The sequence below is a fragment of the Phycisphaerae bacterium genome (assembly GCA_019636475.1).
Classification (GTDB): domain Bacteria; phylum Planctomycetota; class Phycisphaerae; order UBA1845; family UTPLA1; genus JADJRI01.
Map to the genome: position 1 here is coordinate 284,235 of JAHBXN010000002.1, position 12,366 is coordinate 296,600.

Annotated in this window: 11 protein-coding genes; 8 read left to right on the forward strand and 3 right to left on the reverse strand. The window is 59.7% G+C overall.

From position 1 onward, the window contains the following. Positions 1-15 precede the first annotated feature (15 nt). From KF841_04210 to KF841_04240, 7 genes are all read left to right on the forward strand, one after another. Positions 16-1,473 (forward strand): hypothetical protein, encoded by a 1,458-nt coding sequence (locus tag KF841_04210; protein ID MBX3394553.1) that lies wholly within the window; start codon positions 16-18, stop codon positions 1,471-1,473. Positions 1,474-1,559: 86 nt separating this feature from the next. Next, positions 1,560-2,744, forward strand: a complete 1,185-nt coding sequence (locus tag KF841_04215) for an ABC transporter ATP-binding protein (protein ID MBX3394554.1) — start codon at positions 1,560-1,562, stop codon at positions 2,742-2,744. Between the two features lie 59 nt (positions 2,745-2,803). Beyond that, the gene (locus KF841_04220) at positions 2,804-4,546 is read left to right on the forward strand and encodes an ABC transporter permease subunit (protein ID MBX3394555.1); all 1,743 of its coding nucleotides are present in this window, start codon (positions 2,804-2,806) and stop codon (positions 4,544-4,546) included. 93 nt (positions 4,547-4,639) lie between these two features. Next, positions 4,640-6,400, forward strand: a complete 1,761-nt coding sequence (locus KF841_04225; GenBank protein MBX3394556.1) for a hypothetical protein — start codon at positions 4,640-4,642, stop codon at positions 6,398-6,400. A gap of 298 nt (positions 6,401-6,698) precedes the next feature. Then, the gene (locus KF841_04230) at positions 6,699-7,091 is read left to right on the forward strand and encodes a hypothetical protein (GenBank protein MBX3394557.1); all 393 of its coding nucleotides are present in this window, start codon (positions 6,699-6,701) and stop codon (positions 7,089-7,091) included. After that, positions 7,088-8,224 (forward strand): aminopeptidase, encoded by a 1,137-nt coding sequence (locus tag KF841_04235; GenBank protein ID MBX3394558.1) that lies wholly within the window; start codon positions 7,088-7,090, stop codon positions 8,222-8,224. The genes KF841_04230 and KF841_04235 overlap by 4 nt, the downstream gene beginning before the upstream one ends. Positions 8,225-8,331: 107 nt before the next feature. Next, positions 8,332-9,027 carry an N-acetylmuramoyl-L-alanine amidase gene (locus KF841_04240; protein MBX3394559.1) on the forward strand — a complete coding sequence of 232 codons (696 nt, stop codon included), beginning with the start codon at positions 8,332-8,334 and terminating at the stop codon, positions 9,025-9,027. Between the two features lies 1 nt (position 9,028). On the opposite strand, the gene KF841_04245 is transcribed toward KF841_04240, so the two are convergent. After that, positions 9,029-9,406: a hypothetical protein gene (locus KF841_04245; GenBank protein MBX3394560.1), complete on the reverse strand. Its 378-nt coding sequence runs from the start codon at positions 9,404-9,406 to the stop codon at positions 9,029-9,031. Positions 9,407-9,490: 84 nt separating this feature from the next. Next, positions 9,491-9,868, reverse strand: coding sequence for a hypothetical protein (locus tag KF841_04250; GenBank protein MBX3394561.1), 378 nt, complete (start codon positions 9,866-9,868; stop codon positions 9,491-9,493). Positions 9,869-10,101: 233 nt separating this feature from the next. On the opposite strand from KF841_04250, the gene KF841_04255 reads away from it, so the two are divergent. Next, entirely contained in the window at positions 10,102-10,524 is a 423-nt protein-coding gene (locus KF841_04255; GenBank protein MBX3394562.1) for an acyl-CoA thioesterase, read from the forward strand. Positions 10,525-10,637: 113 nt separating this feature from the next. On the opposite strand, the gene KF841_04260 is transcribed toward KF841_04255, so the two are convergent. After that, on the reverse strand, positions 10,638-11,897 hold the full coding sequence (locus tag KF841_04260) for a GntR family transcriptional regulator (protein ID MBX3394563.1): 1,260 nt from the start codon (positions 11,895-11,897) through the stop codon (positions 10,638-10,640). Positions 11,898-12,366 lie beyond the last annotated feature (469 nt).

Below are 12,366 nucleotides of genomic sequence, written 5' to 3' on the forward strand. Positions count from 1 at the left end.
GGGAGTTTGCACCCGATGAAGACGTCTCCTGACGATCCGCGACACGTACACCTCCACGGCTCCGAAATCGCCGCGCCCCCGCCGGATGAGTTTGATCCGGCCAATGCCGAGCTGGCGAACGCCTTGAGAAAGAGTTTTCGCGTCCTCAAGGTGATCATGTTCATCCTGATCGTACTCTACTTTGTCAGCGGCTTTTTCAGCGTGAAGCCTGGCGAGCAGGGTCTCGTCTTGCGGTTCGGCGAGATCGTCGGCGCGGTGGAAGGCGATGCGATCCGGAAGCCCGGATGGCATTGGTCGCTGCCCTTTCCGATCGATCAGTGGATGACCGTCAAGGTCGAGGAGCGCGAGCTGGAGCTCTTCTTCACGCTGAAACTCTCGCCGGAAGAGGAAGCCACCGGCAAAATCCAGCAGAGGTTCAACAACCTGTCGCCCGAGCGCGATGATTATCTCGTCACCGGCGACGCCAACATTCTCCACGCGACGATTCTGATCAAGTACAAGATCGAAAACATCGTGGACTATGTCTCGAACCTGCTTCCGGCGCCAAGCCCGCACTACGATCTTCGATCCAAGCCGTATGAAGGCTTCCCTGAGTACACACTTCTTCGCAATCTCGCACGGGACGCGGTCATTGCGACAGCCGCCCGATACGGCGCGCTCGATATCCGTGGCAATCTGCAGAAGGAGTTTCTGCTGGCGGTCGGCGCCAAACTGAACGAACGCCTGAAGCAGTTCGCCGACGCCGGAAAGCCGCTGGGCATCTTTGTCGACCCGAACACCGGTGTAATCGCACCGAAATCGAAAACCGGCTCGCTTGAGGCCATCATGCCGCCTCGCCAGACGCAAGAGGTCTTCGATCAGGTCTTCAGCGCGCAGACCAATCGCGTGGTTGCAATTACGAAGGCACGATCCGAGGCCGAGACATTGCTCGTGAGTATGGTCGGGCCGGATTATCAGGAGCTGGCGGATTCCATCGAGCAGGAGTACGAACTCATTCGAAGGCTCTCGTCGCTCGAAGACGGAACAGTATCCACCGCGTCCGGCAAGCCTGACGCAGGCGAGACAGCCGAGTCGCTTCGCCAGAGTCTGGAGAAGCAGCGGGAGCGAACCGAAGCGTATCTCCGAGCCGCCTCGGGGGAAATTCGCTCGATCGTCAAGGACGCCGAAATCGAACGCGACCAGGTGATCCAGGAGGCCATCGGTGATTACAATCGTCTTCTCGCGGTGCTTCCTGAGTATCGGCGCAATCCGCAGATCTTCCTGTCCCGCCTGTTGGACGAATCGCGCGGCCGCGCATTGATGGGCAAGGACGTGGTGAAGGTGTACGTTCCCGAGGACGCCCTGCAATATCGCCTTCAGATTCCGCGAGCGGGCGGAAAGCTGCAAACGCCCGACCAGATCGCCAAACAGAAAGAGAAGGAACGCCGGGAAAATATCGGCACCATCCCGCAGCCTGAAATTCGCCGGCGCTAGTCGATGGCCAAACGGCCACGTTCCGCGCTCGGCATCAGTCGCAAATCGGCGGCACGCGCCGCGCGATCCCAACTGAATGGACGGCCATGAAAGTCGTTGAGTGCATCGCACTGACCAAAACCTTCCAGGATTTCTGGGGGAGAGACCGCGTCCGAGCGGTCGACGCTCTCGATCTGGAGATCAACCCCGGTGAGATCTTTGGATTGCTTGGCCCTAACGGGTCAGGCAAGTCCACAACCATCAAGCTGCTGCTGGGGCTGCTGTACCCCACTTCCGGATCGGCCCGGGTCTTTGGTCGCGTCCCGACCGATACGGCGATCAAATCGCGCGTCGGCTTCATGCCGGAAGAGTCATACCTCTATCGATTTCTCAACGCCCGGGAAACGCTCGACTACTACGGTCGCCTGTTCAAACTCGATCGACACGAACGCCGACGGCGAACCGAACAATTGATTGAAATGATCGGTCTCAAGCGCGCCGCGAGTCGCCCCGTCGGCACCTATTCGAAGGGCATGGCTCGCCGCATCGGATTGGCCCAGGCTCTGGTGAACGACCCTGATTTCCTCATCCTCGACGAGCCGACGACCGGCCTCGACCCCATCGGAACGCGACAAATCAAAGACGTGATCCGAATTCTAGGGGAGCGCGGCAAGACCGTGCTGCTCTGCAGCCACCTGCTCGCCGACGTGGAAGATGTGTGCGACCGCATCGCGATCATGTACGGCGGCAGGCGAATGGAACTCGGCACCATCGGCGAACTGCTCACGCACAAGGACGAAACCCAGATCACCGCACGCGGCATTCAGAACCAGCCGTCGGCGATCAAGCAGATCCGAGAGGCAATCTCCCGCGCGGGCGGAGAAATCGTCTCCGAGACTCAGCCGACGGACCGCCTGGAGGATTTGTTCCTGCGCGTGGTCGGCCGAGCCCAGCGCGACCAGCTTCAGACCAGCGGCGCGGAATCGACGGTCGGCGTCTCGGAATTCCTCGCCGGCGAGAAGAGCGGTGGTGTCGAACTCGTGGCATCGCTGATCGACGCCGGCAGACAGGTCGTCAGCCCCGCTGCCGATCGTGACCAGGCAATCGCCGCCGATGCGGTCGCGGCCCGGACCGCGCCGAAAGGCGAAGTGCTGGATCGATTGACCCGGCGATCCGATGAACCCGCCGAGCCGCAGAAAGCGGCCGAGCCGACTGAGTCGCCGATCGCATCCCGGAAACCGAACAAGGACGTCATCAACCGACTGATTCAAGGCGGCGGGCAAGAGGATTAGGCGGCGACAGGCGCGCGTGCCCGATAGCATCCAGACATTCTGACCCCGGCGAACGCATTGTGAGCATCGAGAACTTTTCCCTGATTTTGATCGGCTTCGGCGGACTGATCGGCGTGGCCACGCTGATCTATGTGCTCCGCGTCGCATTCAGCCGGCAAGCCGGCGAAATGGGCGGCTGGCAGGTGGCCGGCGCTCGACAAATCATCACCGCCATCGCTCGCACCACGATCGCCGAAGGCATGCGGACCCGCATCGCATCCGGCTTCATGCTGGTCATTCTCGCGATTCCCATATGGTGCTATCTGAACGCGGAAGGCGACGGCACGGTTAAAGGCCGCGTGCAGATGTTCATGACCTACACGATCGGCATCAGCTCGTTTGTGCTTTCGCTGCTGTCGATCCTGTTTGCATGCCGGTCGCTCTCGAAGGAGATCGCCGACCGTCAGATATTCGGAATCGCGTCGAAGCCCGTACCGCGCTGGCAGATTCTCATTGGCAAGTTCTCCGGCGTGATGTTTTTGGACATCGTGCTCCTTGTTTATGTCGGCGTGACAGCTTACGTCGGAACAATCGCCATCGTGTCACAATTCAAATCCAATCTGCGACAGGAACTGGTCACCTTCGCGTCGTTCACGCCCCAGCAGGCCGAAGCCGCCGTCGTTGCGCTCGATCACGTAACCGGAGTCGGCAAGCAGGGCGAGGAGAGCCCGATCATCGCGGCCATGTCCAGTGCGACCGGTCTCTCCAGGGAGAAGCTCGTCGATACGCTGATCCGATTGCCCGAGAGCACTCGCGCCGACCTTCGCCGATTTGACGAGCTACGTCGCCAGGTCCTGACGTCCCGCGCATCGATCAAGCCTACAATTCCTGAAGAGCAGATTCGCGCCGAAGTCGAAAAACGATTGGCCCAGATGGCGGAAGAAGGCACTTTGCCGTCGCACATGTCCGATCGTGAGATTCGCGAAGAGCTCGATCGCCAGATGTACAGCAGCTACACAACGATTGGTCCGCTCGGGACGCGGGCGTGGTCGCTCAAAGGGCCGCCGCCACCGGAGGATCGCAAGCTCATCATGAGCGTGCGCTACAAGATGCACGTCCCGCAGACACTCGAAGCCATCGATCATCCCACGATGGGTTTCAAGATCGAAGAGGATACGCTGCTCTGCATCTGGGGCGTCGGCAATCCGCTTAAGTCGACTTACTACGAAAATGTTGATGCCGTCCCGGCTCGAACCGTTCAGGAGATGGAATTCCCCGTCGATGCAGTCGAGCCCGACGGCACGATCCGCCTTGAGTTTGCCAATATCGACCCCCGCCGAGTCGATGTGGTCTTCGACGTCATGAAGGACGCCATCGAGGTGCTTTACGTCATCGGCAGCTTCGAATCCAACATGGCCGCGGCGTGTGCGGCCATCCTGATTCCGCTGGCATGCCTGACGGCCTTCGGTGTGTGCGCATCCACATTTCTCAGTTTTCCTGTCGGCGCGCTTTTTGTCCTCTGCCTCTTCCTGATCTCCGCATCGATGGGCTTTATTCGCGAATCAATGGCGATCACTGAAGACTATGTGCCGGAAGACGCCGGAGTTGATGTGCAGATTCGCCGCATTGCTGTGAACTCCATCGGTTGGCTGCTTTCAATCGGTGACATTTCGGTGACGGACAGCCTAATGGACGGTCGTGCGATCGGCTGGCACAACCTGTGGTCGGATGCCTGGCGCTACCTGCTATCGAAAACCGGCGCGACTCTGCTAATCGCCGTGCTGATTTTCCGGCGGCGCGAACTGGCTGCCATCGTCGTGTAGTGCCTCGGTGCAAGCGGTTTCCGCCGAATACGGAAACTGGAATCCGCGGGTTCAAGATTCAGAACGAGTCATACAGAGAGCTAAGAACGCGAGATGCACCCTTCAACGAAAAGATGGCTGGCCTTCCTGCTGGGTCTTGCGGTCTGGTTCGTCGCGACCACCCGCCTGGAGTCGCTCAACTCCATGCGAAAGGAGTATCATCTCGTACTGCCTCCCATGCCCAGTGAGATGGGCTCCTCCATGGTAGCGACGCCGCTCATGGCGTTTGGCCGCGCGCCCTACGTCGATATTCTCTGGCTCCGCGCGACTAAGCTGAAGGAGGAGGGCCGATTCTTTGACGCTTTGCAGCTCTCGCAGCGCATTTGCGAATTGCAGCCGAAGTTCGGGGCGGTCTGGGCATTCCAGGCGTGGAACATGTCCTACAACATCTCCGTCACGCTCAAATCGCCTGAAGAGCGTTGGCGCTGGGTTCGCAACGGATACGAGCTACTGCGCGACAAGGGCATCCCACTCAATCCAAACAACACCATGCTCTATCGCGAACTGGCGTGGATTCTCTTCCACAAAGTCGGCGATTTCATGGACGACTGGCATTTCTACTACAAGAACGAATTCGCCAAGCAGATGCAGGACATCCTCGGCGATCCGCCGCCGGGCTTTGTCATCCCCGGCCGGGTTCAGGGCGACTTTTACCGGGACTACGATTACAAGTCGCTCGCCGAAGCCCCCAGACAGTACGACGAGCTGTACAAGGAACCGGAAGTCAAAGCCTTCGCCGATGCGATCAAGCCGTTCGGTTTCGATTGCTCGGTTCCCCGTGTCTATCTCGGCCTGATCAAGACCGTCCGCGACAACCGGCTGCAGATATCCAACGTGCCGGAATACGAACAGGAAAACCGTCGGCAGGCGTTTCTGAAAATATGGAACGACCCGGCCTATTCCGAAGCCAGGACCAGGATGGAGCGGTTCTGGCGAAGCTACCTGCTGCGCAATGAAGTCAAGCTTGATCCTCAGCGCATTATCGAACTACAGAACGCATTCGGCGTCACACTCGATTTCCGTCTCGCCGAAAGCCATGCCCTTTACTGGGCAAACCTCGGCCTTGAAATGGGCGTCGACAAACGCGAAGCGCTCGATATCCATAAGTTGAACACGAACCGAATCGAGTTCTACTGCCTCCAGAAAATGTTCCACCGCGGCCGGCTCACCATGAGTCCCAACGCCGACAAGGGCGAAGTGCCGCTTCTGGAGCCGGATATCCGCGTGATTCCGTCGCTTTTCAAGGCCTTTCTCAACGACTCCGAGCAATATAAAGATATGGAGCGAGAGGATCAGGTCGTCTCAGAGAATTTCCGTACCGGCTTTGTAGGGTTCATGCGAGCGTCAATCCTTGCCTATCACGAAGCCGGCAAAGATGCTGAAGGGCGGGAGATGCTCAAGTTCCTGAACAACTCCTTCCCCGATCCCATGTATGCCGGCGGATATGATGCATTTCTCGCGCAGCAGATGATTCCCGACAAGGAGCTGGGCGACTACCGCGTCACCATCCGCCGCGTGCAGAACCTGATTAACCGCGGCCTGCAGAACTACGCCTATGACGAAGACGAGCAGGCCGTTCGCTATCTGACTCGCGCCCGCCAGATATTCGACCGGTATCGCGCGAACGCCGCATCGAAGCGATTAATCCCGCCGCCGACTGCCTTCGAGCAACTGGTGACCGAGGTGGCCCATGTTCTGGGCGGGGTCATGCCAAGAGACATGTACGAGCACCTCTGCGCCAAGTTGAAAATCGAGCCGTTGCCGCCACCCGAAGAGACGACCGGCGAAGCTTCTGCGACACAACCCGCGCAATAACGTCTTGGAATACACCCCCCGGTCGCAGCCTGCCTTCGGCCTGCTCTACCCCGCCTGTGCAATTAACACCTGAGCGATACTGCCCACTTCACGCGCCAAGACGAATGGGATGCCACGATCGGCGGAACACCCCTTTTTCACCTAAAATTAGGCAGACAGCTATGTTACGCCAGACTCTCGTCCGACCGACTCGTGCTCGCCTGTCGCGCGGGCATGATGATTGCGACAAATCACCCACGGAGATTCAATCCTCCCACCGAGAATCTCGGCATCTCCTCGCTTATTTGAGTGATACGAAATGCCCAATCGGCAACCAGCCAGGCCGCCAGGTCCGTCGACCTGTGATGACCTCACAGCAAGCGGCGAAACCGAGTACCTGCTTGCACGTTGGCGTATTTCTTTCTGGCCACAAGGCTGCTGCCGGATTCAGCCCGCCGGGCCCACCGTCAGCCCCGAGGAACTGGCCGGGCTCATCGCCCTGCTGGGGCGCTGCTGCGATGCGGAATCGCCCAAGCTCATCGTGTTTCGCTTCGGCCGAGCGAGGATCATCGGCGAGCAATGGACGCTTGTCATCGCGCTTTTGGAGCATTTCGCGGCGCAGTTAGGCGCGTTCTGTCGCGTTGTCTCCAATCGAAACGGCCGCGCGAAATCCGTGCTGATTCACCGCAAGCCCGGCGATCGGCTAGAATGACCCAGTCTGCCGCCCGCCTCGCGACGTCGTACAAGTTGGGACTCATGCGAAACCTCCACCGCCCGCGCGTTCGAATCGGCTACCTCATTTCGCTGACTGTCTGCGTTGCCGCGGCGACGGGCTGCGAAGTCGATTACTACGCACACCTCGTCTTCGGTCAGATCGAGTCCGCGGCCAGGCTGCAACCCATCAATGATGCGATCGGTGATCCCTCCCTTACGCAGACCGAGCGTGATCGGCTGGTCCTGGTTAAGAATGTGCGCCGATTCGGCATTGACGTGATCGGATTGGCGGAAACCGACGCGTATACCGTTTTTGATCCGAACGGAACCACACCCGCGGCGTATGTAATCACAGCATCTGCGAAGGACCGGCTGGCCGCATACGAATGGTCGTTTCCATTCGTCGGCAACGCGCCTTACAAAGGCTATTTCGATCTGGAAATGGCCAGAACCGAAGCCAGAAGGCTGCAAGACCTCGATTACGATGTGCAGCTCGGCGCGGCCGGCGGATTCTCGACGCTGGGTATCCTGCCAGACCCGGTGCGGCAGTCAAATCTTGCGCAGGACGAAATCGAGCTGGCGGAACTGATCCTTCACGAGATGCTGCATTCGACCATTTACAAACCCGGGGACGCGGACTTCAACGAATCACTGGCGACGTTTGTGGGGCGGGCCGCGGCCCAGCGATACTTCGACACGCAGTTCGGCGAAAATTCCGCCGAAGCGGTCGCGGCAGCATTGCGGTTTGCCGACAAGAGCGTCATCGACGGTTTCGTCGTCAGCCTCTATGACGATGCAAAAGCCTACTACGATGCAGCCGCGACCCGAAACGACGACCGAGCGACGATCATCGCGGGACGTGAAGAGGTTTTTGCGGCCTCATCTGCTCAGTATGCAACGGAGTTCGAACCACGACTGAACGATCCGACACGATGGGAAGGTCTGCGAACGCTCACAGTCAACAACGCAACCATCCTTTCGGGTGTCCGATATCAATCTGGGCTTGGGATTTTCGCGGACGCGCTGGCCGCGGCGGGCGGCGATTTTCCCACGGCCATCCGAGTCTTCTCGGATGCGGCTGGTGTTCCAGACAGCCGAAACTACATACAGAACTGGATCGCGGATCGCTGAGCCGTGTCGAGGAAAATGCTCACTTGCCGGATGAGGCGAGCCGATGTTACCCTGACGACCGATCCAGTGTCGGGGTCAGATCAATCCGCTATCGACAGGAGCGCGTCGTGCGGCACCTCGCGGGAAAAAGCGTACGCTTCCATATATTGATCAGTCTGGCGGGCTGCGCCGGTTTCGCTGCGCCCGGTTGCGCCACTCCGGAAACAACGATCGCCCAGATTCCGCCCTATGCCGGCTCAAGGCCCGGACGGGTCGAACCGCTGGCTCCGCCTCCGCCGAAGAATGTCATACCCCCGCCACCCCCCGCGACCGGCGAAGCCGCGTGGATGCCGAAGAACGGAATCGTCAATCGCTGGAAGTACATCGTCGTCCACCATTCCGCCAACAATCGCGACACACCTGAAAAAATGCGAGACTGGCACATGCGCGGGCGCGGCTGGGACGAGCTCGGTTACCACTTCGTGATCGGCAACGGTGTGGCCTACGGCGATGGGGCGATTTACGTCGGGAATCGCTGGAAAAAACAGATGCACGGCGCGCACTGCAAAACGCCCGACAATCAGTACAACGAACATGGCATCGGCATCTGCCTGATCGGCGATTTTCAGACGAGCCGTCCCACGGCAAAGCAGATCGACTCACTGGCCCGATTGATCACCTTTCTCTCAGGCCAATGCAACATCCCGCAGGGGCGGATCGTGACGCACGGCGGCGTCACTCACAAGACGGAGTGCCCAGGCCGCAACTTCTCGCTGAGCCCCGTCCTCAGGCAGATTAACCAGGTGCGCGCCGCTTCGCGCTGATTCAGTTCTTCGGTAATTCCGCCGAAATTTCCGCAGCGATGGCCCGAGCCGCCTCCATCGCGGTCCGCGCGGCTTCGGAATCGCCGTGCTGACGAGCGGCGGCCGCATCCGCCAGAAGCGTTTCGATTCGCACTCTCTGCTCTCGCAGACACCGCAATTGCTTGCGGCATGCGGCCTGAGAAAACGCCCAGACCACACATCCGAGCCCGCCGGCCACCCCGCTAAGCCAAACTGGAATTGCGTCGGGAGCGATAACAAATCCGGCAATGGTGATGTTTACGCAAATCGCAAACAGCATCGCGACGGCCGCACCCAGCCATTCCTTGCGCAACAAGACCAGCCCGAGTCCGGGCAGTACGAGATTGATAATCTGAGCCATGAATGGTTCTAACGCGGCGGCCGATGGATCCTTCCGCGAATGTCCGAATGCTGACGGCATCCCAAGCATGGAAACACAGGCGGGTCAGCCCGTGATGACGGTTTCGGCGAGCTTACTCCATGCGAATAGCAGCACGGCTCCCGCCGAAAACGAGATCGCCCCGGAAAGCAGACCGAGCCATGACAGATTCTGTTTGGAATTCCGCTTCTGGCCCAGACTGTTGAAGCCCATAATTCCCGCGAGTATGCCGACCAGAATGCACGTTCCCGCCGCTGCCCGCACCATCCAGGGCCGCCACTTGCCAAGTCCGGCGTCCGCGTTGTAATAGATCGTCATCTCGTCGGCCTTGAATCCCTTGAACACCAGAAAAGCCAGTCCGCAGGCCCCGACAATCCCGAGTACGCCCAGCATCGTCGCGAATTTTGCCTGGGTGTCGTAGAGACGAAAGTTCGGAAACTTCATACCAACCTCTGCTCAAGCCAAATTACCGAAGACTGAGGAGTCTTGAGAATCGCCACTCGATCGATTCTCAGACAGCGCGAAAGATTGTAACCCGCTGGATCACGATCTGCGAGTTCTCCAGGACATGGGAATAACACGGTATCCGGACTAGAATGCTCGAGACTTCCACCGGCGCCGGCCGCATTTCTTGCGCACGCGCGATACTTCAAAGCGACCCAGGAGCAAGCCCGATGATGGCTTCGGATTCCGATCGACCCGGCTCAAAGCGTGATCCCGCCATTCGCGTGATGATGATGCCGCGCGACACCAATGCCCACGGCACCATCTTCGGCGGCGTGATACTCAGCTACCTCGACCAGGCCGGCGCGATCGAAGCGCGAAAGCTCGGCTGTTCGCGAATCGTGACGGTTGCGATGGACCGCGTGGAATTCAAGCATCCGGTCTACGTCGGCGACCTGCTCAGCTTCTACGCGGAGGTAATTCACATGGGCACGTCGTCGGCTCGCTTACGAGTCACCGTCGAGGCTGAACGATTCGAACCGCCCTGCCAGACCGAACACGTGACCAGCGCCGAAATGGTCTATGTCGCCATCGGCGAGGATCGACGCCCGATCCCTTTCGCCGTCTGTCGGACGCGGGAGCAGTCCGCCAAATGACGTCGTGCCACCTCCCCTTCTCCGCGCGACGAAATGAAGGAAGCCGGCTCATGAGCCCCATCATGAACCGGCTTCGCATCAATTCAATCTGATATCTGGTGGAACCGCCAGCGCTAGATCGCCACCTCGATTCCACCCGCCCGCGGTGATTGAGATTCCCCGATCCCCGTGCCACCGCCATTAGCCGCCGTCGCACGAGGCGATCCGGCATGGGGCGCCTCAGGCGAAATGCTATTGCGAACCTTCAGTACCCCCGGAATCAACACCTCGACCGGCCGCTGCCCCGATGTCACCTCGCCGATCAGCTTGATTCCCCATGCGGCGATGCGGTCGGTCGGGATTTCATACGCGGTCATTTCCATGTCGGCCGCCAATGTGTCACCCGGGTCGAGCACGGTCGTCAGTGCGATTTCGCCCGACCTCCACCGTTTCATCAGCCGTTCATTGGCTCGAGCAAACCGCAAAGCTTCCAATCCGATCAGCACAATGCCGACAGTCGGCCCGACCGTGCCGCGATCCCGCGCGGCGGCCGCCTCGCTATAGCAGGTGTCGATGCACATGTCAGTCGCGACGCCGGCTTCCATCGAACGGAGAGGACAGGTCTTGAAGCTTCCGCTGTAGCGACCTGCCGCGGTCCGGCAGCCATTAATCACCGCCTCGACCTCCCGGCCGCAGAACCCGTGAACAGCCACGACTGTATCGCAGCCGAGACGATAAAGATGCTCGCAGAGCCGGAATCCCGCATCGACGAAATCAGGCACCACGGCGTTGAGCTTCGATTCGGAGGCGCACGCGCCCAGCACGACAATCTGCACGCGCCGCCGATGCGCTTCCAGCATCAGACCCTCGCTGATATGACCCGACTGACCGGACAGAGGCGAACCCGGAATGCAGAGAATGCCCTCGGAGCATCGCCGCATGGCGGTCGTCCAATCGCGCAGTTGCACAGCCCCGGTCTCATCGTAGGTAGCGCGCTCGATGCGATGTCCCTCGACCACAGCGTCTTTCTGGACAGCGTCAAAAATTCGCTTCTGCAAATAGGTCTCCGCGCCCGGCTCGGGCATGAAACACGTCAATCGCATCAGTCGACGGGCACGCTCGCCACCATGATGTGGTGCAACAAATGTCCCACGTCCAATCTGTCGAACAAGAAGGCCCTCGCTTGTCAAATCGCACAACGCTTTGTTTATTGTCTTCGCATTGGCCTCGAACATCCGCCCCAGTTCACGCTCGCCCGGAAGACGATCGTGAAATTGGCCGTTCACTACGGCCGATCGAATCTGTTCGCGAAGTCGTTGAAATTTGTAGCTCAGCCGCGTCGACTTGCTCTTCGTTCCTTGATTTCTGCCGTTTCCATTCCCAGGCTGCATCATCGAACTCTCCACGCCACACGCGAGGCAATCGCACAGACAGTCGGCACACGGACGGATCGGCCGCGCGAACCGGGCCCTGCCCGACGCAATCCTTCGCCAACGCCGAAAAACCGGGTGCTGTCGCGCCGGCACGGCCAGCGCGCAATCACCCGCACGCATGAAAAAGCGAGGTGGACAACCGAGCTGCGGCTGCGATTCTCAACGGGCGGAAACCGTCAAGTGCCGCACAGGAGAGGTATTCGAGGCGCGAAATCCACGATTTCGACCCGGAACGCCCGGCAAAAGTCCTATCTCATTGTTCCCCGCACCCAAAAGAGGTCAAATCAAATTCGCCGGTTTTACAAAAATTTCCAGCGGCCCGGTTCCAAACCCCAAAAGGCAACCCGGAACAGCCCAGCCTCGCCGTGCCCGACCGATCGGCCACTGCCGCGGCCTCACCGGCGGCACTTTTCACATGGGAATACCGACC

Bases quoted from the DNA above. Each gene is read 5' to 3' on its own strand.
- KF841_04210 (MBX3394553.1), top strand. From the start codon at position 16: ATGAAGACGTCTCCTGACGATCCGCGACACGTACACCTCCACGGCTCC.
- KF841_04215 (MBX3394554.1), top strand. From the start codon at position 1,560: ATGAAAGTCGTTGAGTGCATCGCACTGACCAAAACCTTCCAGGATTTC.
- KF841_04225 (MBX3394556.1), top strand. From the start codon at position 4,640: ATGCACCCTTCAACGAAAAGATGGCTGGCCTTCCTGCTGGGTCTTGCG.
- KF841_04230 (MBX3394557.1), top strand. From the start codon at position 6,699: ATGCCCAATCGGCAACCAGCCAGGCCGCCAGGTCCGTCGACCTGTGAT.
- KF841_04235 (MBX3394558.1), top strand. From the start codon at position 7,088: ATGACCCAGTCTGCCGCCCGCCTCGCGACGTCGTACAAGTTGGGACTC.
- KF841_04245 (MBX3394560.1), bottom strand. From the start codon at position 9,406: ATGGCTCAGATTATCAATCTCGTACTGCCCGGACTCGGGCTGGTCTTG.
- KF841_04250 (MBX3394561.1), bottom strand. From the start codon at position 9,868: ATGAAGTTTCCGAACTTTCGTCTCTACGACACCCAGGCAAAATTCGCG.
- KF841_04255 (MBX3394562.1), top strand. From the start codon at position 10,102: ATGGCTTCGGATTCCGATCGACCCGGCTCAAAGCGTGATCCCGCCATT.
- KF841_04260 (MBX3394563.1), bottom strand. From the start codon at position 11,897: ATGATGCAGCCTGGGAATGGAAACGGCAGAAATCAAGGAACGAAGAGC.